Annotated in this window: 32 protein-coding genes; 4 read left to right on the top strand and 28 right to left on the bottom strand. The window is 47.6% G+C overall.

Translation table 11 applies throughout. From position 1 onward, the window contains the following. Positions 1–49 precede the first annotated feature (49 nt). The 23 genes from AC3WTF_RS02175 to AC3WTF_RS02065 all read right to left on the bottom strand — a co-directional run bounded on the left by AC3WTF_RS02175 (position 50) and on the right by AC3WTF_RS02065 (position 18,796). Entirely contained in the window at positions 50–1,531 is a 1,482-nt protein-coding gene (locus AC3WTF_RS02175; protein ID WP_007409417.1) for a spore germination protein, read from the bottom strand. Next, positions 1,485–2,093: a stage V sporulation protein SpoVABEA gene (gene spoVAEA, locus AC3WTF_RS02170; protein WP_025284950.1), complete on the bottom strand. Its 609-nt coding sequence runs from the start codon at positions 2,091–2,093 to the stop codon at positions 1,485–1,487. Before spoVAEA ends, AC3WTF_RS02175 begins: the two co-directional genes overlap by 47 nt. Positions 2,094–2,096: 3 nt before the next feature. After that, on the bottom strand, positions 2,097–2,447 hold the full coding sequence (gene spoVAE / locus AC3WTF_RS02165; RefSeq protein ID WP_007409415.1) for a stage V sporulation protein AE: 351 nt from the start codon (positions 2,445–2,447) through the stop codon (positions 2,097–2,099). Beyond that, positions 2,448–3,464, bottom strand: a complete 1,017-nt coding sequence (spoVAD, locus tag AC3WTF_RS02160) for a stage V sporulation protein AD (protein ID WP_007409414.1) — start codon at positions 3,462–3,464, stop codon at positions 2,448–2,450. An 11-nt stretch (positions 3,465–3,475) separates the two neighbouring features. After that, positions 3,476–3,928, bottom strand: coding sequence for a stage V sporulation protein AC (gene spoVAC, locus AC3WTF_RS02155; protein WP_003153353.1), 453 nt, complete (start codon positions 3,926–3,928; stop codon positions 3,476–3,478). A gap of 12 nt (positions 3,929–3,940) precedes the next feature. After that, complete coding sequence (locus AC3WTF_RS02150; protein ID WP_007409413.1) at positions 3,941–4,366, bottom strand: stage V sporulation protein AB; 426 nt, start codon at positions 4,364–4,366, stop codon at positions 3,941–3,943. Continuing rightward, positions 4,356–4,976: a stage V sporulation protein SpoVAA gene (spoVAA, locus tag AC3WTF_RS02145; protein ID WP_007409412.1), complete on the bottom strand. Its 621-nt coding sequence runs from the start codon at positions 4,974–4,976 to the stop codon at positions 4,356–4,358. The genes AC3WTF_RS02150 and spoVAA overlap by 11 nt, the downstream gene beginning before the upstream one ends. 126 nt (positions 4,977–5,102) lie before the next feature. Further along, positions 5,103–5,870: an RNA polymerase sporulation sigma factor SigF gene (sigF, locus tag AC3WTF_RS02140; protein ID WP_003153348.1), complete on the bottom strand. Its 768-nt coding sequence runs from the start codon at positions 5,868–5,870 to the stop codon at positions 5,103–5,105. Between the two features lie 11 nt (positions 5,871–5,881). Then, positions 5,882–6,322, bottom strand: a complete 441-nt coding sequence (spoIIAB, locus tag AC3WTF_RS02135; RefSeq protein WP_003153347.1) for an anti-sigma F factor — start codon at positions 6,320–6,322, stop codon at positions 5,882–5,884. Beyond that, entirely contained in the window at positions 6,319–6,672 is a 354-nt protein-coding gene (spoIIAA, locus tag AC3WTF_RS02130) for an anti-sigma F factor antagonist (protein WP_007409411.1), read from the bottom strand. Before spoIIAA ends, spoIIAB begins: the two co-directional genes overlap by 4 nt. 95 nt (positions 6,673–6,767) lie before the next feature. Beyond that, complete coding sequence (locus AC3WTF_RS02125; RefSeq protein WP_007409410.1) at positions 6,768–7,937, bottom strand: D-alanyl-D-alanine carboxypeptidase family protein; 1,170 nt, start codon at positions 7,935–7,937, stop codon at positions 6,768–6,770. Between the two features lie 136 nt (positions 7,938–8,073). Continuing rightward, on the bottom strand, positions 8,074–8,892 hold the full coding sequence (locus AC3WTF_RS02120) for a purine-nucleoside phosphorylase (protein ID WP_007612343.1): 819 nt from the start codon (positions 8,890–8,892) through the stop codon (positions 8,074–8,076). Between the two features lie 11 nt (positions 8,893–8,903). Continuing rightward, complete coding sequence (deoB, locus tag AC3WTF_RS02115) at positions 8,904–10,088, bottom strand: phosphopentomutase (RefSeq protein ID WP_003153338.1); 1,185 nt, start codon at positions 10,086–10,088, stop codon at positions 8,904–8,906. A gap of 168 nt (positions 10,089–10,256) precedes the next feature. Then, positions 10,257–11,147: a site-specific tyrosine recombinase XerD gene (xerD, locus tag AC3WTF_RS02110; protein WP_020956024.1), complete on the bottom strand. Its 891-nt coding sequence runs from the start codon at positions 11,145–11,147 to the stop codon at positions 10,257–10,259. A gap of 7 nt (positions 11,148–11,154) precedes the next feature. Continuing rightward, the gene (locus AC3WTF_RS02105) at positions 11,155–11,382 is read right to left on the bottom strand and encodes a YqzK family protein (RefSeq protein WP_003153331.1); all 228 of its coding nucleotides are present in this window, start codon (positions 11,380–11,382) and stop codon (positions 11,155–11,157) included. 115 nt (positions 11,383–11,497) lie between these two features. Continuing rightward, positions 11,498–11,947, bottom strand: a complete 450-nt coding sequence (gene fur / locus AC3WTF_RS02100; protein ID WP_003153330.1) for a ferric iron uptake transcriptional regulator — start codon at positions 11,945–11,947, stop codon at positions 11,498–11,500. 112 nt (positions 11,948–12,059) lie between these two features. Further along, entirely contained in the window at positions 12,060–12,704 is a 645-nt protein-coding gene (gene spoIIM / locus AC3WTF_RS02095; RefSeq protein ID WP_007409404.1) for a stage II sporulation protein M, read from the bottom strand. A gap of 76 nt (positions 12,705–12,780) precedes the next feature. Next, on the bottom strand, positions 12,781–13,008 hold the full coding sequence (brfA, locus tag AC3WTF_RS02090; RefSeq protein ID WP_012117898.1) for a ribosome rescue factor BrfA: 228 nt from the start codon (positions 13,006–13,008) through the stop codon (positions 12,781–12,783). A 56-nt stretch (positions 13,009–13,064) separates the two neighbouring features. Continuing rightward, entirely contained in the window at positions 13,065–13,355 is a 291-nt protein-coding gene (locus AC3WTF_RS02085) for a hypothetical protein (protein WP_003153325.1), read from the bottom strand. 112 nt (positions 13,356–13,467) lie between these two features. Beyond that, complete coding sequence (locus AC3WTF_RS02080) at positions 13,468–14,781, bottom strand: NAD-dependent malic enzyme (RefSeq protein ID WP_007409402.1); 1,314 nt, start codon at positions 14,779–14,781, stop codon at positions 13,468–13,470. 12 nt (positions 14,782–14,793) lie between these two features. Then, positions 14,794–16,200: a Na+/H+ antiporter NhaC gene (gene nhaC / locus AC3WTF_RS02075; RefSeq protein WP_061046645.1), complete on the bottom strand. Its 1,407-nt coding sequence runs from the start codon at positions 16,198–16,200 to the stop codon at positions 14,794–14,796. 141 nt (positions 16,201–16,341) lie between these two features. Beyond that, on the bottom strand, positions 16,342–17,769 hold the full coding sequence (aspA, locus tag AC3WTF_RS02070) for an aspartate ammonia-lyase (RefSeq protein WP_003153322.1): 1,428 nt from the start codon (positions 17,767–17,769) through the stop codon (positions 16,342–16,344). A 37-nt stretch (positions 17,770–17,806) separates the two neighbouring features. Continuing rightward, complete coding sequence (locus tag AC3WTF_RS02065) at positions 17,807–18,796, bottom strand: type I asparaginase (RefSeq protein ID WP_003153321.1); 990 nt, start codon at positions 18,794–18,796, stop codon at positions 17,807–17,809. 176 nt (positions 18,797–18,972) lie between these two features. Here AC3WTF_RS02065 and AC3WTF_RS02060 point away from each other — a divergent pair, with 176 nt between their 5' ends. Then, on the top strand, positions 18,973–19,326 hold the full coding sequence (locus tag AC3WTF_RS02060) for a helix-turn-helix domain-containing protein (RefSeq protein ID WP_007409399.1): 354 nt from the start codon (positions 18,973–18,975) through the stop codon (positions 19,324–19,326). Between the two features lie 10 nt (positions 19,327–19,336). Here AC3WTF_RS02060 and AC3WTF_RS02055 read toward each other — a convergent pair whose 3' ends face one another. Both AC3WTF_RS02055 and AC3WTF_RS02050 read right to left on the bottom strand, forming a co-directional pair. After that, positions 19,337–20,500: a TIGR00375 family protein gene (locus tag AC3WTF_RS02055; protein ID WP_076851376.1), complete on the bottom strand. Its 1,164-nt coding sequence runs from the start codon at positions 20,498–20,500 to the stop codon at positions 19,337–19,339. Continuing rightward, the gene (locus tag AC3WTF_RS02050) at positions 20,500–21,054 is read right to left on the bottom strand and encodes an NUDIX domain-containing protein (protein WP_061046644.1); all 555 of its coding nucleotides are present in this window, start codon (positions 21,052–21,054) and stop codon (positions 20,500–20,502) included. Before AC3WTF_RS02050 ends, AC3WTF_RS02055 begins: the two co-directional genes overlap by 1 nt. A 78-nt stretch (positions 21,055–21,132) precedes the next feature. Between AC3WTF_RS02050 and mciZ the strand changes: the two genes are divergently transcribed. Then, positions 21,133–21,255, top strand: a complete 123-nt coding sequence (gene mciZ / locus AC3WTF_RS02045; protein WP_041482451.1) for a Z-ring formation inhibitor MciZ — start codon at positions 21,133–21,135, stop codon at positions 21,253–21,255. Between the two features lie 62 nt (positions 21,256–21,317). Beyond that, complete coding sequence (locus AC3WTF_RS02040) at positions 21,318–22,238, top strand: aldo/keto reductase (RefSeq protein WP_007409397.1); 921 nt, start codon at positions 21,318–21,320, stop codon at positions 22,236–22,238. A 32-nt stretch (positions 22,239–22,270) separates the two neighbouring features. On the opposite strand, the gene AC3WTF_RS02035 is transcribed toward AC3WTF_RS02040, so the two are convergent. Beyond that, a complete protein-coding gene (locus AC3WTF_RS02035; protein ID WP_076851375.1) occupies positions 22,271–22,495 on the bottom strand; it encodes a YqkE family protein in 225 nt (74 codons plus the stop codon). 122 nt (positions 22,496–22,617) lie between these two features. Here AC3WTF_RS02035 and AC3WTF_RS02030 point away from each other — a divergent pair, with 122 nt between their 5' ends. Continuing rightward, complete coding sequence (locus AC3WTF_RS02030) at positions 22,618–23,532, top strand: alpha/beta hydrolase (RefSeq protein WP_020956031.1); 915 nt, start codon at positions 22,618–22,620, stop codon at positions 23,530–23,532. A 39-nt stretch (positions 23,533–23,571) separates the two neighbouring features. On the opposite strand, the gene AC3WTF_RS02025 is transcribed toward AC3WTF_RS02030, so the two are convergent. Together AC3WTF_RS02025 and AC3WTF_RS02020 are read right to left on the bottom strand one after the other, a co-directional pair. Further along, positions 23,572–23,811, bottom strand: coding sequence for a DUF2552 family protein (locus AC3WTF_RS02025; protein WP_020956032.1), 240 nt, complete (start codon positions 23,809–23,811; stop codon positions 23,572–23,574). Then, complete coding sequence (locus AC3WTF_RS02020) at positions 23,786–24,148, bottom strand: iron-sulfur cluster biosynthesis family protein (RefSeq protein WP_014305346.1); 363 nt, start codon at positions 24,146–24,148, stop codon at positions 23,786–23,788. The genes AC3WTF_RS02025 and AC3WTF_RS02020 overlap by 26 nt, the downstream gene beginning before the upstream one ends. Between the last annotated feature and the right edge of the window lie 29 nt (positions 24,149–24,177).

Here is a 24,177-nt window from a genome sequence, read left to right as displayed (position 1 = left end):
TATAAGTTAAGACATACAATATCATAATCTTCTGTCGGTTTCAATGCGATTATGAACCGCTTGGCTGTCTTTGACGGTCTTTCGGGTGAACAATGCTCGGTCTGACTTTGGCTCCCGGCACTGTCGTCCGGACGAGCACCTGCCACAACGCCTTGCCGTTAAACGGTAAAAACGGCCATAAATACGGCGTGTGAAACGAGCGGATATTCGCCATTATGATCAGCAGCAATGTAAAACCTATCACAAAGCCTTTCACTTGGAAAATGGCCACGAGCACCATTAAGATGAGGCGTATCATTTTATTGGCGAGGCTGAGCTCATAGCTCGGCGTGGTAAATGATCCGATGGCGGCGATCGATACGTACAGAATCACTTCTGCTGAAAACAGCCCCACCGCTATGGCGATTTGACCGATCAGCACCGCCGCAATCAGACCCATGGCGGTGGATAAAGCGGTCGGCGTATGGATCGCGGCCATCCTGAGAAACTCAATCCCCAAATCGGCCAAAAAGATTTGCAGAATGATCGGGATATGCGTATTTTTATTTAAACCGATAAAATCCAATCTTTCAGGCAGAAGAGACGGCTCGAGAACAAAGAGGAACCAGATCGGAAGCAGAACGGTTGAAGCGATAATACCGAAAAACCTGATCCATCTTAAAAATGTGCCCACTGAAGGCGCCTGCCTGTATTCTTCCGCATGCTGAACATGGTGAAATATTGTTGTCGGCGTTATGATCACGCTCGGTGACGTATCGACGACGATGATGACGTGCCCTTCCAAAATGTGATTGGCGGCCACATCCGGCCGCTCCGTGTATCTGACCATCGGAAACGGATTGTAGCCTTGTTTGACGATGAATTCCTCCACCGTTTTATCAGCCATCGTCAGTCCGTCAATGTCAATCGCATTCACTTCGTTTTCGACGATGCTGACAAGGTCCGGGTCCGCGATGTCCTCTATATACACAATCGCAAGATCGGTCTTAGAGCGCTCGCCGACTTTCGTAATTTTGACGCGGAGCCTTTCGTCCCTGATTCGTCTTCTGATCAATGCTGTATTAATGACGATATTTTCAATAAAACCGTCTCTTGCACCGCGGACGACCTTTTCCGTATCCGGTTCTTCAGGTGTGCGTCCGGGGTAACTTCTGACGTCAACGATAAAGGCGAAACCCGCGTCTTCAACGATAACGGCCACAAGTCCGGAAAGCACTTGATCCGTTGCTTCGTCGAGCGTTTTGACTTTTTGGACCTGCTGATTGACAAGCCTGTTTTCAACAACGTCAATCGCTTCATCCGCATTCTCGTCATAATTATTGACGTCGACGAGCTGTTCCATTAAATGAATGATAAACAAAGTATCGGTTAATCCGTTGACAAAGTAAATCTGGACTTCCCGGTCTAATACTCGAACTTTGCGGACGCCGACATCATAGCTCGTTCCCATACCGACGCGGTCTTTAAAAAATTGTTCATTTTTTCTAGGATCCCGGTACACCTTGATCATGTTTTCCGGTTTTTCCGGCATGGCTTTCGCTCCTTTCTAAAATGAATTCGACCGCCTTCATCGTGATCGGCGAGCCTTTGGATATGTCATCTTTTCTTCCCATCTTACCTATGTCGCCGATGCCCACAATGAGGGGAACGTCCAATTTATCCAGACAATACACCGTATCTCCGTTCATTCTGTGCTCGTCCATTTCTCTCATTCCGGTTTTATCGACGCCAAACTCCGTCACTTCTCCATCACGGTCAATGGAGACATCGACTTTCGTCCATTCAGCCTGATGGGTCTTAGAAGCGACTGCAATCACACCCAGCACTTCAATGTCCTGATGTGAGGCGACATATTTCAGCGCCGTTTCGCCCGGCCCTTCCCCTTGCAGGCCTGAATCGTCAAACATGACAAACACCGGGTCATTCGGCGCGGCTTTAATCAGCTGAACAAGTTCGGGGCCGCTTCTCGTTGACGGATTGCCCTTTGATTGGGAAATACACCGTCCGCCTGCTTTTTCCGCGGCGTATTCAATTGTTTTTGCGGCGTATACGTCCCCGTCTGTCACAAGAATGACCTTCCGTTTCGTCATCAGGCATTATCCTTTCGGTTTAAAAATAACGGCTACAAGAAATGCGAATAAAATCGCTGAAGATATACCGGCGGAAGTAAGTTCAAAAATCCCCATGGCGATCCCGATAAATCCATGCTCGTGAGCTTGATGCATGGCGCCGTGCAATAAGCTGTGACCGAAGCTGACGATGGGAACCGTCGCGCCCGCGCCTGCGAATTCGATAAATTTGTCATAAATTCCGAACCCATCTAACAAGGCGCCGATGACGACAAAAGTTGTCATCACATGGGCGGGTGTCAGTTTAAAAATGTCAAGCAGCAGCTGACCGATAATGCAAATGATTCCCCCGCAAACAAAAGCCAACAGATATTCCATTTATGATGCACCTCCCGCCCGCTCAAATACCACACCGTGCGCGATGGTCGGAATGGTTTCCTTCTGCTGGATCATTGTCGGACTCAAAAGCGCTCCTGTCGCGACAACGAGTACCCTGTTTAGAGTCCCTGCTTTTAATTGATTAAAAATATGTGTGTACGTAACAAGCGCGGAGCAGGCGCAGCCGCTTCCGCCCGCAAACACCTGCTGGTCCGGCGTATAGATGAGAAGACCGCAGTCATCGTGTTTCGTTCCCACGGGATAGCCTTCTTCTTTGAGCAAATCTTTCACGATCGGCGAGCCGACGCCTGAAAGGTCTCCCGTTAAAATCAGATCATAATCATCCGCCGTGCGGTTTAAGTCCTGCAGGTGCTGTTTGATTGTGTCGGCGGCAGCGGGCGCCATGGCGGATCCCATATCGGACGGATCTGTTATTCCAAGGTCGCTTACTTTTCCCACTGTTGCGCTTGTAATCTTGATATCAGAAGGGTTTTGGCTGATGATGACCGCCCCGCCCCCCGTAACCGTTGAAGTGGCGGTATCCGGTTTTTGCCCGCCATACTCCGTCGGATTGCGGAATTGCCGTTCTGCCGTCGCGTTATGGCTGCTCGTGGCTGCGATCGCCCGGTTCGCAAAACCGCCGTCAATGAGCGCGGATGCGACGGCAATCGTTTCCATTGATGTCGAACAGGCGCCGAACAGACAGAGGAACGGAATTTTCAGATGTCTGGCGACGTAGTTGGCGGTCACATTTTGATTTAAAAGATCCCCCGCGAGTAACAAATCAATATCGCTCTTTTTCAAGTTCTGTTTTTGCAAAGCGGAGTTGATGGCATCTTCCATTAACTGACGTTCCGCCATTTCCCAGTTTTTCTGATTGCAATGCATTTCATCGTATGTCTTATCAAACAGCGAACCGAGCGGGCCGTCTTTTTCTTTCGGTCCGGCTGCCGTCCCCGCCGCATTTACAAATAACGGGTTTTCAAACACCCAGGTTTGCTTTCCGGTCAATTTCATTTTTTCTCCTCCTACGAAAACAGTTTTTCACAAGCAAACCGTATCAGGCCTACGATATAGGCTGCCACGACGCCGAATACAATGACGTTTCCCGCCAATTTAAACATGTTTGTCGCTACTCCGAGCACGAGTCCTTCACTTCTGTGTTCCAGAGCGGCGCTTGTCATACTGTTTGCAAAACCCGTCACCGGCACGGCTGAACCCGCTCCGGCAAACTGCCCGAGTCTGTCATAAATGCCGAATCCGGTCAAAAGGGCGGAAATTAAAATAAGAGTGGCGGCCGTCGGGTTGCCCGCTGTTTTTTCATTAAAATTAAAAAAGTGGATGTAAAAGTCTTGAAGAGCCTGCCCGATCAGACAGATCAAACCGCCGATCAGAAAGGCTTTGACGCAATTCCAAACATATGGCGGTTTCGGCTGATAGTCTTTCACTTTTGTTTTGTAATTTTCTTTTAAGTTTGTCATGTCGGTTCCTCCTTATGAATGATGGATAAAATACAGCCAATGAAATAAAGAGCCGGCTATTTTGCCGAACACAATGGCCATCAGCAATATGATGATTTTGCTGCCGAAGCCGATCCGTTTGGCAAGAATGGGAAGCACATTCAGCACTTCTGTAAGCGCGGCGGCCAGCATGCCGACAAACATGCCGGCCAAAAGCCCGACCGGAACGGCCAGCCATTCAGATAAAAAAAAATGATTCATATTTAAGGTTTCCCAGCCGCCGAACACAGCTCCTGAAATAACAGCTCCTTCGTAGGCCTGTACAAAGCGCATTGTTTTTGTCAGCTGCATAAGGCGGGGGATGATTCCCATAACGGTTAAAAAAGCCACAAAGCCCGCTCCCACGGTCAGCCCTCCGCCAAGCCCGACAAACATAACGAAAAGAATGCTAACGATCATGCAGATCTTTCATCGTCTCTTCATTTTCGTGCATTGCGACATAATGATCGAGATCAAGCTGATAATTAAACATCTCGACTTCCAGCGGGCTTGGCTCTTCATTCAGGCGTTTTTTGAAGATGTGATTAAAAAAGACGATCATACCGAGACCGAGGCCGATGCTGTATGGAATCTGAAGCAGATACGGATATTCATTCCGTTCGCCCGTTATGATTTCATATAAGGCGATATGAACTTCTCTCATACTGACATCTTCATGAAAATTCATAATGGCAAGACATGAACCGATAAAAAGCAGGAGCCAGACACCGACGAACAAAACGGCTGACAGCTGCTTTTTCTGGTAATGGATTTCCACTATCGTTTCAGCGCCGCCGACGGTCTGTACATCAAGAGCGGGAAAAGCGGTATGAATGGTTTTCAGCACTTTTATGATGTCCAGCACGACGATATTTTTGTCTTTTTTCGTGACCTTATACAGCGGCAGTGCCGACAGTTTTTTTTTCAGCTTTTGCTGTCCCGCGATCTGCGCGGCGTCGCCGATTGTGATGATATCTCCGGTATGAGCCTTCACGCGGTGGCGAAGTCTGAGAAATATTCGTCTTTCCATCTTGCATCACCATCTTTCGGGTGGTTATATATGTAGTATGCGGTTCACTTTTGTTCTCATTCATCAGCGGCAAAAGACCATAAATTACCACCGATGCACAAATAAAAAAAGCCGGCCCGTAAAAGGTCAGCTTTCCGTATGATCCATCTGCACTTTAATCTGCTTTAATATTTTTTTCTCCAGCCTCGATACCTGGACTTGGGAAATCCCGAGCCGTTCGGCTACTTCCGACTGTGTCTGATCTTTATAATATCTCAGATAGACAATGAGTTTTTCCCGTTCTTCCAAATCACTGATCGCTTCCTTGAGGGCGATTTTGTCAAACCACTTCTCTTCTGAATGATCGGCGATCTGATCAAGCAAGGTGATCGGGTCCCCGTCATTTTCATACACGGTCTCATGAATGGATGAAGGCGCCCGCACCGCTTCCTGCGCAAGCACCACATCCTCCGCATCAATTTCTAAATGGTCCGCGATTTCCTGGACGGTCGGCACTCTTCCGTATGTTTTTGACAGTTCATCTTTCGCCCGGCGTATTTTATTGCCGAGCTCTTTTAAAGATCTTGAAACTTTGACGGTTCCGTCATCGCGGATGAAGCGCTGGATTTCTCCGATAATCATCGGCACGGCATAAGTTGAAAAACGGACATCATAGGACAAATCGAATTTATCAACGGATTTTAACAATCCGATACAGCCGATCTGAAACAGATCGTCCGGCTCATAGCCTCTGTTTAAGAACCTTTGAACGACGGACCACACAAGACGCATGTTTTTTTCTATGAGGAGGTCTCTTGCCTGCTGGTCGCCCTCTTGGCTCTTTTTGATTAATTCTTTGACTTCATGGTCCTTGAGCTGCGCGTTTTTGCTGTTTTTCTTAACCTCCACATCCATAACAAATCTCCTTAATTACAAAGCGCTTTGCTTTTTGATAGGTGTTTTGTTAAGCGTATCGTCGTTCCCATCTCCGGCGAGGAATCAATCGTGACATCATCCATGAAGTTTTCCATAATGGTAAAGCCCATTCCGGAGCGTTCAAGCTCGGGTTTTGTCGTAAATAGCGGCTGGCGCGCTTCCTCAAGATCCGTGATCCCGAGGCCTTCGTCACGTATGGTCAGATAGACGACATGATCCTCCAGCGTAACGGAGATGTACACCTTTCCGTCGCAGTTTTCTTCATAGCCGTGGATGATCGCGTTTGTTACCGCTTCTGATACGACGGTCTTGATTTCCGTCAGCTCATCCATCGTCGGGTCGAGCTGTGCGATAAAAGAAGCAACTGTTACGCGCGCAAACGATTCGTTCTGACTGAGGGCTGAAAATTCAAGATGCATCTCGTTTTTCATGATGCCACCCCCAACGTTAAAAGCGCTTTTTGTTCTGATTGTTCGAACCTGATGATTTTAAACAGGCCGGACATGTCAAACAGACGTCTCACCGCGGGTGAAATCGCGCACACGACCATTTCTCCGCCGAGCTGTTTAATTTGTTTATAACGCCCTAAAATCACGCCGAGGCCGGAGCTGTCCATGAAGGTAAGATCTTCAAGGTTCAGCACAATGTGACGGATGCCGTCAGCCTCCAGCGATTCAGTAACCTTTTGTTTTAATGATTCTGCCGTATGATGGTCGAGTTCACCTGTTAATCGAATACAAAGCACGGATTCTTTGACATGAAAGTCAATTCCAAGGCTCATGCTCATTCCTCCTTGATATGATCGGATAATGAGTGTTTCGATTTTCGGGAAAGCAATTCCTTCACTATGACAAAACTAGTGCCCGTTCGCCACGATTATTTAAATTTAGTCCAATCTCCCATCGTCCGCTTCAGAAAAGTGAGAAAACCCGCTTTTTCCATGTCGTCTTTTGCCGTGACCGGGCTTTCAACGAGCACCTTTCCGTCTTTTTTCAGAACGAGGCTGCCGAGCACCTCTCCTTTTTTAACCGGAGCCGTTACATTGCCGTTGATTTTCACTTCTTTTTTTACTTTGTCCATGTTCTCTCCCTTTTTGGCCAGAAGAGAAATCGGCTCAGATGTGGTCAGCTTGATCAGTTTCTGTTTTCCTTTTTTCACTTTTACCGTTCCGACGATTTGATCCCGTTTGTACAGCGGGTGTGTTTTGAACTGGCTGAAGGCGTAATCAAGCATTTTGGTCACTTGGGCATTTCTTTCTTTCGGAGTGCTGGCTCCGAAAACAACAGCAATGACCCTCATATTTCCTTTTTTAGCGGTGGCGGTTAAACAATACTTCGCTTCGCCTGTAAAGCCCGTCTTCACGCCGTCTACACCCGGATAAAATTTGATCAGCCGGTTTGTATTGACGAGCCAGAACTTTTTGTCTGTGTTTTCTCTTAAATAATCTTCATACGTTCCCGTAAATTGAGTGATTTTATCATACTTCAATAATTCCTTCGCCATTTTCGCCATGTCATAAGCAGAGCTGTAATGGTCTTTTTCAGGCAGTCCCGTCGGGTTTTTGAAGGAGGTATCTTTCAATCCCAATTCTTTTGCTTTTTTGTTCATCCGGCTGACGAAATCCTCTTCTGAACCGGCAATATACTCCGCCATTGCGACGGATGCGTCATTTCCGGAAGCTATCGCAATTCCTTTGAGCATTTCTTTTACCGTCATTTCTTCTCCGGGTTCAAGGAAAATCTGTGATCCGCCCATGGACGCGGCATGTTCACTCGTCCTGACTTTATCGCTCATCTTTATTTTCCCTTTGTCAAGCGCTTCCATGATTAAAAGCATGGTCATAATTTTTGTCATGCTTGCCGGCGCCAGACGCTCCCGGCTGTTCTTGTTATAAAGAATGCTTCCCGTATCGCGTTCAATCAGCACGGCGCTTTTGGCTTCATGAGCGAGCTCCGATGTATGTTTTCCGTCCGGCTTTGCAAAAGCGGACGGTGCTGATGCCGTTAATAAAATGCCAATCAACAAAGTGGATATAAGACGTTTCATCTCCAAAGCCCTCCATTTCATAATCCTTTTTATTTTTTCCAAATCCGGTGGTTTTATACGCCTCATCTGGAAAATGTTTCGTGTTGAGGGCACAAAAAAACAGCTGCTTCCGAAGAAACAGCTGACTGATGCTGACTTATTTTTGAGATCGTGCGACTACGGCTTTTACAAGCTTCAAAAAGCCGCCTTTTACTTTTTCCGTCATTTCCATTACTTCTTCATGGGATAACGGCTGGTCAAGAATACCTGCCGCCGCGTTGGAAATGCATGAGATGCCGAGCACGCGCATCCCCGCGTGGTTGGCGACGATGACTTCCGGCACGGTCGACATGCCGACAGCGTCAGAACCCATCGTTCTTAAAAACCGAACCTCAGCAGGCGTTTCGTAAGACGGCCCCGTAACAGCTGTATACACCCCTTTTTGAACAGGAATGCCAAGCTCATCGGCCGTTTTTTCAGCCAAGCTTGACAGCTCTTTGTCATAGGCTTCTGACATGTCCGGGAATCTCGGTCCGAATTCAGCTTCGTTCGGCCCGATTAACGGGTTGGTGCCCGTAAAGTTGATGTGGTCTGTAATAATCATCAGATCGCCGGCGCGGAATTCAGTGTTGATACCGCCGGCTGCGTTCGTCACGACAAGAGATTCAACGCCGAGCGCCTTCATCACGCGGACGGGAAATGTGACCTGATCCATTGAGTAGCCTTCATAGTAATGAAAGCGGCCCTGCATCGCGATGACCTGCACGCCTTCAAGCGTTCCCATCACAAGCTGGCCGGCATGGCCTTCTACCGTTGAGACCGGAAAATCAGGGATCGTTTCATATGTAAGCTTGACAGCTCCTTCAATTTCATCGGCCAATACGCCGAGCCCTGACCCTAAAATCAGACCGATCTTTGGTGTTTCTTTCACGTGTTCTTTAATAAATGCAGCAGCACGTTCGATCTTTTGTTTCAAAAAAAGTCCCCCTACTGTAATCTTGATAAAAAGCTTTTTCCGTATTCCGGCTTTTCCGTTTTGAAATTATCCGCAATGGTTGCGCCGATATCGGCAAATGTATCCGCAAGCGGCAGCTGTTCAGTGTGTTTGTGCTTTTTGCTGTACACAAGAAGCGGCACATACTCCCTCGTGTGATCTGTGCCGTGATGGACAGGATCATTGCCGTGATCCGCAGTGATGATAAGCAGATCGTCTTCTTTCATTTTCTCAAACACTTCCGGAAGCCTCGCGTCGAATTCCTCGAGCGCTTTACCGTACCCTTCCGGATCGCGGCGGTGTCCGTACAGCGCGTCAAAATCAACGAGGTTGGCAAAGCTCAGACCCGTAAACTCTTCACCGAGCGTTTCAATCACTTTGTCCATGCCATCCATATTAGATACCGTGCGGCGGGAAGATGTAATGCCTTCTCCGTCATAAATATCAGAAATTTTGCCGATGGAAATGACGTCTAATCCGCTGTCTTTCATTCCGTTCATTACCGTGCGGCCGAACGGTTTGAGCGCATAATCATGACGGTTCGGCGTGCGTTTGAAGCTGCCCGGTTCTCCGACGAACGGTCTTGCGATAATCCGGCCGACCATGTATTTCGGATCAAGCGTCAGTTCTCTGGCCGTTTCACAGATGCTGTACAGCTCTTCCAGCGGAACGACATCTTCGTGAGCCGCAATCTGCAGTACGGAATCTGCTGATGTATAAACGATCAGCGCACCCGTTTCCATATGTTCTTTTCCGAGCTCGTCCAGAATCGCCGTGCCTGAAGCCGGCTTATTTCCGATGATTTTCCGTCCTGAACGCCGCTCAAGTTCCTGAAGAAGTTCATCCGGAAATCCTTCCGGGAACACTTTAAACGGTTTTTCAATGTAGAGGCCCATAATCTCCCAGTGCCCCGTCATCGTATCTTTCCCGTTTGACGCCTCCTGCATTTTTCCGTAGTACGCAAGAGGGTGCTCCGTTTTTTCCACGCCCTTAATGTCTCCGATCAGTCCGAGACCGAGCTGCGCCATATGGGGCATATGTAAGCCGTTCATGTGCTCTGCGATGTGTCCGAGCGTATTTGCGCCTATATCATTAAAATCGGCGGCGTCCGGCGCTTCACCGATTCCGACAGAATCCATTACGATCAAAAATACCCGGTTATATTTGTATTCAGACATCATAAAAGCCTCCTTTTCTTCCATCTGTCCATTGTAGCTTACAGAGGTCAGACAACTCAAGTATAAACCGTTTACATTCTTGTTGACAATGCCGATTCAAATAATTAGAACCTTCTCTGTATTCCGCCAATCCGGCAAAAAAAGCCGCGGCCCCTCTGGCAGCGGCTCCTAAGCGCGCGGATGATACTGTTTGTACACGTCCTTCAGCCTTGTTTTCGTCACATGCGTATAAATTTGCGTCGTGGAAATATCGGCATGTCCGAGCATCTCCTGCACGGCGCGCAGATCCGCCCCGTTTTCGAGCAGGTGCGTTGCAAAGGAGTGCCGGAGCGTGTGCGGTGTCAGCTCTTTTTTAATCCCCGCTTCAAGTGCGATTTTTTTCAGGTTTTTCCAGAATCCCTGACGGCTGATCTGCCTGCCGTGATGATTCAGAAAAAGCGCTTCGGTTACGTTTTTCTTTAATAATTTCCCTCTGGCTTTTTCAATGTATGCTTCTATCGCATGAGAAGCGGCTTCACCAATCGGCACAATCCGCTCTTTCCGCCCTTTTCCGAAGCAGCGGACAAATCCCATCGTCAAATGGACGTCGGATAATTTCAGCTCGATCATCTCGCTGACCCTGATGCCGGTCGCGTACAGCAGTTCAAGCATGGCTTTATCCCTGAGGCCGAACGGGCTGTCAAGCTTAGGCGTGTCCAATAACCGCTCAACTTCCTGAAGCGCCAATACTTTCGGAAGCGTCCGCTCTGTTTTTTGTGTTTCAATATGTACCGAAGGATCTTTATCCGCGGCTTTTTCCCTTAACAGAAATTGATGAAAAGACCGGATTGACGCCAAATGCCTCGCAGACGTCTTGCCGGATTTCCCGGAGTCCTTTATATGCTTTAAATATTGAATAATATGAAGACGGGTCACATCATTCCATGAAGTGATCTGAAGGGTTTCAGTTAAGAAGAGAGAATAACTTTTCAGATCACGCTCATAGGACATCATCGTATTTTGGGACAGCCCTCTTTCAACCCTCACATAATGGATGAAATCCTTAATTTGATCCTTCACTCTTGATCTACTCCCCGTTTTGGTAAAAAAAGATCAATCGGCCGAACCAGCCGTCTTTCTCCTCATGTTCCGTTTTGGCCACTTTGACGGCGGAGCCTTCCGGTTTATCGTACCGATGATAGTTTTCATACTCTGAATTCACCCATATCATAGCATAATAGAACAGCGCGGTAAAACCTGTGAACAGAATAAACACTTTGATCGTATCCGCGGCTGTTTTTAGGAATCTGCCCATCTTTCGATCGACCCTTTCTTTTGGCGGCTGTTAGTACACCTTATGCCAATTTCAAAGGCTTTTATACATAAAGACAGCAAAAAACCCTTTCCTGGCAGAAAAGGTTCGTAGGCTTTTACTCTGTTTCATCCCCGCGGCAGCGGTGGCAGATTCCGTGAAAAGTCAATCTATGATCTTTAATTTTAAATTTCCAATCACGTTCAATCACTTCTTCAACGTCTTCAAGCAGATCTTCTTCAATTTCATCGACGGCTCCGCACTCCATGCACACCAAATGGTGATGAAAGTGAGCCGCGCCTTCTTTGCGAAGGTCGTAGCGGGATACGCCGTCCCCGAAGTTAATTTTATCAACGACTTTTAATTCTGTTAATAATTCTAATGTACGGTATACTGTAGCGAGACCAATTTCAGGAGATTTCTCTTTTACGAGGAGGTATACATCTTCTGCGCTTAAATGGTCTTCTTCGTTTTCAAGCAGCACTCTTACCGTTGCTTCCCGCTGTGGCGTAAGCTTGTAGCTTGACGAGTGCAGCTGCTTTTTAATTCGATCAATACGGTTTTCCATGTCTTTCCCTCCTACGCCGCATTCCATGACTCATTATAACAAAATACGCGCAGAGTTCCAACTATAATTATTATAAACTGATAAATAAAAGTATTATTTTGTGATAATAATTCTAAAATATGCGTGATGACAGCTTTTCCATAAACAGCGGAGACACGTACGCCTCGAGCAGCGAGGCGATGACCGAGAAGAAAACGATGAGAATCAGCACGAAGGCGTAACGTCCGAACCATTGGATCGGCGCGTCATGAAGGCTGCGTTTGACAAACAGCTGCCGGATCAGTTTCAGTGAAAAAGCGATAGAGCATGTCCCCATGATAAGATACGCCGGAATGAGAACGATGTTTTGCGGCAGAACCGAAATAAATGACAGGAAAAACCCGTTCATCCCCATTTGATTCACTAAAAAACCGACCGTGAAGCCGACGACGATTCCTTTTAAGAACACCATAATGAAAATAACCGGAAGACCGATCACGGAAATACCGAGAATCCACATCAGCCCCAAATATTTCACATCATGAAAGACGGCCTGCCAAAACATTTCTGAAGCGCCGGCATGTTTTCCGTCAGACAGCTGTCCGAAAAACTTGCTTAAATAGTAATACAAATCTTCTTTCTGCGTGATGGTCATGCTGTTGACGATGATCGCCCCGAAAATGACCCCCATCAAAAACAAGACGAACACAAATATATAAAGTGACAGATGATCCTTTACATGGCGAAAAAACAGTTCTTTGTACGATTGTTTTCTCATACCGCTTTCCTCCCGCTAATCTATTGACTTGATTTAGTAGATTGTATGAAAGAAAAGAGAAAACATGACAGAGAAATCATAGAAAGGCGCGAGATTCAGGCATAAAAAAAGAACCCCCGTCATCACTCCGGTGATCATAGGGGTTCCTTTTTTTATGCTTTATTCTTTCAAGCCTGTCTTTTTTGGTTTTCGTCACTCTTTCATGGGTGCTGAAAGACGGCGCTGTCCCCCTTGACAGGACTGCGTCACGCATCCCGTTTCTTTTGAGATGCTCCCGCATTTTTTTCGTTTTGCTCTTCGCCATGTGCCAACCGCTCCTTTTTCCCTTTTCTTTATCATAACAAAAAAATCCAGATGTGTTCATGAATACGGCTCATGTTTCGACCGGTAAGCGCGCAGAGACGTTTTGGCAGATGAATAGCTCCCCATTGCGGCGTATCCGTAAAAAAACCCCATAAAAATCCCCGCATACACGTGTTCATGATGACCGAAAACGATAGACACAACATTTCCGGCAGCAAGGGCAATCGTGGGAACGAATATGCCCGGAACCCGGCAGAACACTTTGATCAGCTGTGTGACGCATAAGACGACCGGCACGCCGATCACAGCATCCCAAATATTTGTATGGATCAGCGGAAAATAATCCACATCGACACCTCTTTATTCCGTCTTTTGCTATCTGTTAGCCTGCCTAAGAATTCCGCTTCCTATTCATGATAAAAAAACAGCACCGGCACATGTCCGGTACTGTAAGAGTTGTTTATTTCCCTGCCGCGGCCCGTTCTACGGCTGCTGATACGGCTTGATGCACGTCCGCATCCAAAGGCTGAGGCACGAGATCGCCGTGTTTCGTGCAAGAGGCGATGGCTTCTGCGGCCGCCACAAGCATTTCATGGTCGATTTTCTTGCTTTTGGCGTTCAGCGCGCCGCGGAAAATCCCCGGGAAGCCGAGAACATTATTGACCGAACGGCCGTCAGCTGCATAAGCGGCTCCGGCTTGTAATGCCTCTTCCGGTTCAATCTCCGGCTTCGGATTAGATAAAGCCAGAATGACGTGTCCTTTTCTGACATCCTCTTTTTTAATGAGACCCGGAACTCCTGTGGTGCTGATCACAATGTCACACGTGTCCATTAATTCTTTGATGCTTCCAAGCGGCTGACCTCCGTACTGAGCGAGGCGGTTCATTGCGTCTTCTGACTTGTCCGTTCCGCAGACCGCTTTGACTCCGTATGCCATAAACATGCGGCAGATGGCGACGCCTGCCGCGCCGAGACCGATCTGACCGACCTTCGCTTCTTTTAAATCAAGACCGGCGCTTTTACAAGCGGAAATGGCGGCGGCGAGCGTGACGACCGCCGTGCCGTGCTGGTCATCGTGCATAACCGGAATGTCCAGTTCTTCTTTCAGGCGGTCTTCAATGTCAAAGCAGTGGGGCGAACCGATATCTTCAAGCAGAATTCCGCTGAACCCCGGGGAAATATGTTTTACCGTGCGAATGATTTCTTCCGGATCAGAGGTATCGAGCAAAATCGGAATTCCGCTGATACCCGCCAGCTGGTCAAAAAGCGCGGCTTTCCCTTCCATTACGGGCATTCCGGCGACAGAGCCGATATTGCCGAGGCCGAGAATCGCCGTTCCGTCGGTGACAATGGCGACAGAATTGCTGATTGTCGTATAGATGGACGCTTTTTCAGGCTCGTTTTCAATCAGTCTGCACACATCGGCGACGCCCGGCGTATAAACACGGCCAAGCTCAGCCAGTGTCCGGATCGGCATTTTGCTTTTCATCTGAATTTTGCCGCCTTCATGAGCAGAGAGCACTTCATCTGAGACTGTATGAAGCCGGATGCCTTCACCGAGAGCTTCAATGGCTTGAATGATTTCCTGCAGCTGCTCTTCATTTTCGGCCTGCACCGTGATGTTGCGCATTGTGTAGTTCGGGCCGACTTTAACGGTTTCAACTTCCCCGATATCTCCGCCCATCACTCCGATGGCGGTTGCCACTTTTCCGAGATTTCCGGGAACAGTCGGCGTTTCAATCATTAACGTCCGAATCATATGCTTTGTAATCATGAAATGAACCTCCTAACCCAATTTTTGAGATTGCAAGGATTTTTCTTTCGTGTACCAAATGAATTTCCCCGTGTATCCGTACAATATTGCCAGTCCGATAGATACAAAACTGAGCCACATGAACGGCAGATAAGAAAATGTGGATACGCCGAGAATGCCGGCCATATAGATGCCGTTATCAGACCACGGCACCATCCCTGAAGTAAGCGTGCCGCCCACCTCTGCGTTCCGGGATAAAACTCTTCTGTCAAGTTTCAGTTTATCATAACTGTTCTCCATGATTTTCGGCGTCAGGATCAATGACACGTACATCGCACAGCCGAAAATGTTTCCTAAAAGGGCGACGATCAATGTCGAAAGCGTTACATTTCCCGGTGTGGTCAGCTTTTTCTCAAAAGTTGAGACAATCACTTTTAATACGCCGAGCTTCTCGAGAATTCCTCCAAAACCGAGACCGAACAGGATAACGACTAACGTATCCAGCATACCGGTAATGCCTCCGCGGTTTAACAGGCCGTTTAAAAATTCGACGTCCGTTTTAATAGAAAAACCATTATAAGCAGTCGCGATGGCACTGGCAAAATTCATTCCCTGAAAGACGGAAGCCCAGATTGCGCCAAGCAAAGCACCGATGATGATAACGGGCATAGACGGCTTTTTCAAAATCAGAAGGACAACGACGACAACAGCCGGAATGAGCATCCATATATGAATGTCAAACGTTTTCTGCAATGAAGATTTTAAAAATTCCACTTTGCCGAGATCAATATTTTTTCCGCCGTATATAAATCCCGTTACGGTAAATAGAATGGCCGTAATAATATAGGACGGAATTGACAGATACATCATCGCTCTGACGTGTGACAGCACATCCACCTTAGAAAGCGTGGAGGCAAGCACCGTACTGTCAGACAGCGGTGAAAGCTTGTCTCCGAAGTAAGCGCCGGACAAAACGGCTCCCGCTACGATCGGAAGCGGTATACCCATTCCCTCTCCGATGGCAATCATGGCGATCCCCGCGGTTCCCACGGTTCCCCACGACGTTCCGGTCGCAACGGACATAACGGAACAAATAACCAGTGTAGCCAGAAGGAAAATATGAGGATTAATAAACTCTAAACCATAATAAATTAACGTCGGCACAACGCCGCCGGCAATCCATGTCCCGATGAGCGCACCGACCGAAACGAGAATCAACACCGCTTCAAGACCGTTTGATATCCCGGTGACAATCGAATCCTGCAAGTCTTTATATGAATATCCCAGCCTGACTCCGAGAATAATAGCGAAAAACCAGGATATTAATAGAGCTAGCTGGATCGGCAGGTCTAAAAACACTGTGAACGATAAGACAAGTGCTAAAAACCCGAATAATAAGATAATAATTTCCAATAAATTTGGCAATCTGACCTCTTTCACAAGAAAATCCCCCTAGAAGAAAAAAGCTAAAACGCTTTCATCAAATGATATAACAAATTATACTATACTGCCTCATCCCTTTGTATGGCAACCGCCTATTCACTAAAAAACGTGAAAAGGCGGCTGTTGTTGCTTTAAAATTTATTTTTCTAATAGATCTTTTCCGGCAATCCCCGGTTTTGTCATTTCATATGGATTCAAAATGATATCCAATTCTTCTTCTGTCAGTACATCATTTTGAAGGCAAAGATCTCTTACAGATTGCCCCGTCATGATTGCTTCACGGGCAATTCGCGCAGCCGCTTCATACCCGAGGTGCGGATTGACCGCTGTAATGACGCCGACGCTTTTTTCCACGTATTGCTTCAGGCGTTTTTCGTTGGCTTCAATTCCCGCCAGACAATGATCGGTAAATGAACGGAACCCGTTATTCATGATGCTGATGGATTGAAGCAGGTTAAATACGAGTACCGGCTCCATTACGTTAAGCTCCAGCTGGCCCGCTTCTGAAGCGAGGCAGATCGTATTGTCATTCCCGATGACCTGGAAGGCGATTTGGTTGATCAGCTCTGCCATTACAGGGTTGACTTTCCCAGGCATAATGGATGATCCCGGCTGACGGGCGGGCAATGAAATTTCCGCAAGTCCCGCGCGCGGACCTGAAGCCATTAAGCGCAGATCGTTGGCGATTTTAGACATGTTCATCATGCATACTTTCAACGCGGCTGAAACTTCCGTATACGCATCAGTGTTTTGCGTGGCGTCAACCAAATGGCCGGCGCCGACAAGCGGCAGTCCGCTGATGTCAGCCAGGTGCTTCACAACCTGTTCTATGTAGCGCGGATCGGCGTTAAGTCCCGTACCTACGGCCGTTGCCCCCATGTTTACTTCATACAGATGCTGGCGGGATTGTTTAATTCGCTTTATGTCACGCTCAAGCACGCGGCTGTATGCTTCAAATTCCTGTCCGAGACGGATCGGCACAGCGTCCTGAAGGTGTGTGCGCCCCATTTTAATGACAGAATCAAATTGTTTCGCTTTATCTTTAAAGACACTGAGCATATGCGCCATCGTATCAAGGAGCTTATCCAAAAGTTTCAAGGTTGAAATATGGATTGCCGTCGGGAACACGTCGTTCGTCGATTGTGACATGTTGACGTGTGTGTTCGGGCTGAGGTGAATGTATTCACCTTTTTTATGCCCCATGATTTCAAGAGCCCTGTTGCCGATTACTTCGTTGGCATTCATGTTCATGGACGTTCCGGCTCCCCCTTGGATCGGATCGACGATAAATTGGTCATGCCATTTTCCCTCAAGAATTTCATCTGCGGCCTGTACAATCGCATTTCCGATTCCTTCATACAGCCGTTTTACATCCATGTTGGCAAGCGCCGCCGCTTTTTTGACGATGGCGAGCGCATTAATCATTTCTTCGTGGATGCGGTAGCCGGTAATCGGAAAGTTTTCTTTCGCGCGCAGCGTTTGTATTCCGTAATACACATCAGCTTCAATTTGTTTTTCTCCGAGGAAATCTTTTTCCTGACGATATTCTTTTTGCGCGTTTGTCATGCTAAAACCCTACTTTCTCTTTGTGGTAGTCATGTTTTTACAGTACAACGTCGTCTGCGATCGGTGTCTCCATAATGTTTTTGACTTCAGCCAAGTTGTGAGACTGGCCGAGCGCCCACATTAATTTCGGCACGATGGCTTCCGTGTTCATATTTCTGGAGCGGATAATGAGATCTTGATTGACTCTTCGGCCGACTTCATAGACGCTCATGTCCTCTCCTTCTTCAAGACATTGTGTCGTAATGACGACGACAATGCCGCTTTCAATCATTTCATTGACTTTGGCGAGAATGTCTCTTCCTTCAAACGGCACGCCGCCGCTGCCGTAGCTTTCAATGACGATTCCTTTGTACATGCCCTTTAATGCGTCAAACATTTCCGGTTTCAGCCCCGGGTGTAGCTTGAGCAGGCACACGTCCGTGCAAAGTGAAGTATTGACCGTAAAAGCATCGTCTTTTGGCATGTGCACTTGTTTGTTGTATTCAATTCCGTTTTCGGTAATAAACGCGATATACGGATAGTTAATGCTCTCAAATGCATCATAGCTTTTCGTTCTTAATTTAATGGCGCGTGTGCCTTGAATGACTCTGCCGTCAAATACGACGTATACGCCGCCCACCCCTTCACATGCGAAGCGGATCGCGTCCGTGATATTTTTTTTGGCATCGGTTTTTTGAAATGTAATCGGGATTTGCGAACCCGTAATGACGATCGGTTTATCAGCATGCTGAAGCATATAAGACAGTGCCGCTGATGTATAAGCCATTGTGTCTGTCCCGTGCGTAATGACGAACCCGTCATATGCGTCATATTTTTCTTTGACAGCATTTGCGATTTCGGCCCAGTATTCAGGCTGCATATTTGTGCTGTCGATGTTCATTAACGAATGGGTTTCCATCGTGTAATCGTTATCAAGTTTTGATACGTAGGTTAACAATTCGTCTGCTTTCACCCCGGGTGCAAGCCCGTTTTCTCCTTCGACTGAGGCGATTGTTCCTCCGGTTGTTAACAGCAATAATTTTTTCATACCCTGCACCTCTTCATCCATTTCTCAAGATGTGTTAAGCATTCGCTTTTCGCATACTTTTAATCAAATTATAGACAGACGAATGAAATTAATCAAGTGATTATTATTCAATTCGCGTACACTTTTGCATATCGATATGATATAATTTGCTCAAGTGAAAAGGAGCGGTTTTGAATATGAATTTAGATCGTTTAACTGAACTGAGAAAAAAGAAAAATTGGTCTCTTCAATATACGGCTGACCGTCTCGGCATCGCCAAAAGCACGTACGCCGGGTATGAATCAGGATACCGGCGTCCGTCATTCGAGGCGCTGGGCACGCTTGCCGATCTGTTTGACACGACGTGCGACGATTTACTGGGGCGCACTGAAAAAAAGGCGGAGCCGTTTGCCCAGACCATCGAATTAACAAACGCCGCACAAGGCCGCGGCACACTGACCGTTGACGGACAGCCGCTGAATCAGGATGAAATCATCGAATTGATTGCGTTTGTCCGCACGAAAAAGAAGGTGCAGGAGGAGCTCCGCTAAAAACCGGCTTTTACGGCTTGATTCTGCCGTACGTCCCTCCGCCCCCGGCCTCAAGGACGAGCTGCCCGGTGCGCGCTTTATGAATGACAGCCGCTATTTTAGGCTGGACGACACGCGCCAATTCCTCTTCTTGCGCCTGATGAAGAATCGCCATCTCTGTCCCGAAAGCCCGCTTCAGTTTTTCTAACGTTTTCGGCCCGACCCCGGGAATGAACTGCAGCGGGATTTGATGAATATACGGCGGCCGCGGCACGCGGCTTTTTTTCGGGCCGCTCAGTTCCTCCAGCCGTTCACTGACCCCTTTTGTCATTGTTTTCCCCCCGCACTCCGGACATGCGGAAGCTCCTTTTTCAACCGGGCTGCCGCAGCGGTCGCAAGCCGTCCGGTAATACTTCCCGAGCTTCGGGTTCAGCCCGTAATTCGCCGTGATTTTTCTTCCGTCCTTCCCTTTTAAAGCCAGCGAAAATTCCGTGAAATTCGCTTCTTTAAGAAGCATTTCATTATATTCTCTGCCGATTTTTCCTAAGGAATGCGCATCAGAATTTGTTAAAAATGTATACGGATCAAGTTCTGTTACCCGCGAAGCCATGTCGGTGTCACAGCTTAACCCGAGTTCCGCCGCGTCAATGAGCGACGGGTCGAAAACTTCTCTCAAAGAAGATATGACCCCTTTTCCGTACAGGCTTTTATGCGGGGTGAACATATGGGCGGGAATAAACAGCCCGCCCAATTCCTTTGTTTTCCTTTGTAGATTCAAACCGGTTTCATAAATGCGCTGGGAACTGAGATGGATATTTTTAAGCCTTTTTGCGAGCCACTCAGAAAACATCTTCATTTCGGCAAGAGCCGGCATAAAGACGAGAACGTGAATCGGCCCGCGGCATGTGTGATCATAGATTTCAAGCTCACTGCCCAACAGAAGCGTCGTATTCCGATACCGGATGCCGCCTTCTTTCAGCTCACGGTATCCGCCTTCATCAATTCCGCGCTCGATTTCTTCTATGACTTCCGGGGAATGGCAGTCGATGATGCCCAATAGTTCAATTCCCTTCCCCTCACTGGCTTCTTCTAAAATCCGGTGCAGCGTCAACGTTTTGGCCCCGGTGATTTTGACCGGTTTTCCCGTATAGGTGCGGCCGATATGAATATGCAGATCCGCATAGATGGTTTTCATCATTTTTCCTTCAGCGCTTCTTTCAGCTGGAGATACTGAATCGCGTACGCCGTTTTTGCGTCATACACCCTGCGGGATTCAATCAGCTTCACGGCCTCTTCAAGCGTGACCTGCATGACTTCGACAAATTCATCCTCATCCAGCTCTCGTTTTTCTTCCAGCAGCGAAAGCCCTTCCGCAAGAAAGAGATGCACGATTTCATCAGCAAACCCGGGTGATGTATAAAAAGCGGTGATTTTCGTCAAGGTTTCCGCCGTATATCCCGTTTCTTCCTCGAGCTCTCTTAACGCCGTATGTTCCGGCTCTTCCCCCTCTTCAAGCTTCCCGGCCGGAATTTCAACGATTGTCCGTTCCAGCGGCTTTCTGAACTGGTTCACCAAAATGATTTTTCCTTCCTCGGTCACCGCAAGTACGGCCACCGCTCCCGGATGTTTGACGATTTCCCGCTTGCTTGTTTTTCCGTTCGGGAGCTCTACATCCTCTAAGTAAAGATCTATGACTTTCCCGTCATACAGCTTTTTTTTCGCAAGTGTTTTTTCTTCTAAATGTTTCATCATTTCATCTCCCGTTCTGTCTCTCTATTATGCCTCATATATTTTATCATACATGCATGAGAGGGAGGTGCTTTTCGATTGAAGGTGTACCGGAAGGATAAGAGTATCGTATTGGTCGGAAAGGCGTGGGAAGTGCGGGCTAAACTGAAAGAATACGGACGGACATTCCGCTATATCGGAGATTGGATCACCGGGCCTTAACAGTTGAAAACTTCGCGCCTTTATATTACGGTCAATAAAAGACTATAAAAAGGAGCGAAACGATGAGAAAACGCACACTGGGACATTCTGATTTAGAAATAAGCGAAATCGGGCTCGGCTGTATGTCGCTGGGCACGGATAAAGCTAAAGCGCTGTCTATTTTAGATGAAGCGATCGAGCTTGGAATCAATTATTTAGATACCGCTGATCTTTATGATTTCGGCAGAAATGAGGAAATTGTCGGGGAGGCCGTCAAAAACCGCAGGCACGACATCATTTTAGCCACGAAAGCCGGAAACCGCTGGAATGATGATAAAGACGGCTGGCATTGGGACGCTTCCAAGGGCTACATAAAAGAAGCGGTCAAAAACAGCCTGCGCCGGCTGAAAACGGACTATATCGACCTTTATCAGCTGCATGGCGGCACGATGGAAGACCATATTGACGAAACGATCGAAGCATTTGAGGACTTAAAACAGGAAGGTGTCATCCGGTATTACGGCATTTCCTCGATTCGTCCGAATGTTATTAAAGAATATGTGAAAAAATCAAATATCACCAGCGTTATGATGCAATACAGCCTGCTGGACCGGCGTCCCGAGGAGTGGCTTCCCCTTTTAGAGGAGAACGGAATCAGCGTAGTCGCAAGAGGGCCTGTCGCTAAAGGGCTTCTTACGGAAAAACCGCTTGATCAAGCGGCCGCAAGCGTAAAAGAGAACGGCTATTTAACATATTCTTTTGCAGAACTGGCAGAAACCAAAAAAGCGATCAGCGCTGCCGCACCTGACTTGAGCATGACGGAGCTTTCTCTTCAATACTTACTGTCACAGCCGGCCGTCGCTTCTGTCATCACCGGAGCCAGCTCACTTGAGCAGCTGAGAGAAAACTGTTCGGCTGCAGAGGCCCGGCGTTTAAGCAGCCAGGAAATCAAAGCCCTGCAATACCATACAAAACGGGACGTATACGAAGCCCATCGTTCTTAAACAATAAAACCGGCACCTTGTCAGATGCCGGTTTATTTATATTTGTGCCAATCGAGACTGCTTTCATTCAGAAGCTCTTCAAAGCTTTTATGTTTTTCTTTTTCTTTTCGCTTTCTGATTTGTTCCGCCTTTTGCTGCGCCTGTTTTTTCTCGTCTTCTTCCTTCAGCTCACTTTTCATTTGCAAAAGCCTGGCCTTCAGATCTTCCCCCAGATCGTCTTTTAAGCTGTGTTTTTCGTTAGGCAGCTGCTTTTTCATCATGACGCCCCCCGTATCTGAATATGGTGAAGCAAGTGTACCACGGAGCGCCGGAGGCCGGCAACGTTCACGGTCCTGAAAAGCCGGAGGAAGGATTTTTCATATGAAAGGAGGGTGCCTGTGTGAAAAAATGGCTGGCGGTGTTCGGTTCGGCTTGCGCAGTCTTTTTGGCTGCCGGATTCGCTTTTACGAATCTGATTATGTTTATGAAGAAAAAGACGGATGAAGATATCATGAAAAAAGAAACGGCGGACGGGCATGATAGATTTGATTCCTTTCAGGCCATGGAAAAAGAAGAAGCCGTCATCCTGTCACGCCACGGGTATGAGATCAAAGGCTTTTACGTCGCCCCGCATCATACGGCAAACACCATGATTATTTGTCACGGCGTTACCGTAAATTCGTTCAATTCATTGAAATACATGGATTTATTTTTAGATTTAGGATGGAATGTGCTCGTATATGACCACCGCGGGCACGGAAAAAGCGGCGGCAGAACGACGAGCTACGGCTATTTTGAAAAAGATGATTTGGAAGAAGCCGTGAATTGGGTGAGACACAAAACCGGAGACGGCGGTCGAATCGGCATCCACGGGGAATCGATGGGGGCGGTGACGGCCTTATTATACGCGGGCGGGCATCAGGATGAAAACGGCGCTGATTTTTATATTGCGGACTGTCCGTTCGCAAGCTTTCGCGATCAGCTCGCCTACAGGCTGAAGCGGGAGTTCCGGCTGCCTCCGTGGCCGCTTCTGCCTTTGGCTGATTTCTTTTTGCGGATGAGAGAAGGATACCGTATCCGTGATGTATCGCCTTTATCGGTTATCAGCCGCATCCGGCAGCCCGTGCTGTTTATTCACAGTAAGGAAGATGATTATATACCCTCCGCTTGTTCCGAATTGCTGCACCGCAGAAAACGCGGCCCTAAGATGCTCTATCTGGCCGAATCGGGCGGGCATGCCATGTCATACACCAAAAATCCGGAGAGCTACCGTAAAGCCGTTCAAACCTTTTTAGATACCATGACGCAAACGTAAAAAAGCGAAAGAACGTATGCTGGTTCTTTCGCTTTCCCGTCATAAAACGTCGGTAATCCCGTCCATATTTTCTCCGATCCAGTCAATGGCGAGGTCGATTGTCATAAACTCCTGCGCTTTGAAGGTCATCTCATCCTGAAGCAGCCAGACATCCTTCTGAACGGATTCAGCGCCTCCGATGGACCAGTGCAGCAGACTGTACGGGTGGTTGTTGTTCAGAAAGGATACCCACGTTTTATGCTGTGCCGTCTGTTTAATGGCTTTCAGCTTTTGATTCACTTTCCGTTTCTCCCTGCTTTACTAATATGCTCATTCTCGGGCTCAGCATCTCTGCCGGGCTTTTTAAGACGAGCGTTTTTGCCTTTTCATTGTAATCGATTGTCATTTCCTCGTCAAAAAACACTTTTTGTGAGGTCTGGATGTAAAGCGGAAGTCCGTTGGTTTCAATGGCTTCGCATTGTCCCGTTAATTCGTCCGCCAGCCAGATGGTCGGCACGCCGCTCACCGCGCACCCGCAGCCTTCTGCATCATAGCGGAGCTGCGCTTTTTTCCCCGGGTTGGCGTCCATCGCCTGCTGAAGTGTGTGTTTCGCCGCATCCGTCACATGTATTTGCATAGATGATCCTCCGTTTTTCATTTTCGCCA

The organism is Bacillus sp. EB106-06-01-XG163, assembly GCF_058791615.1.
Note: the sequence above shows the minus strand (reverse complement) of the source record. Positions and strands in the feature narration are given on the sequence as shown.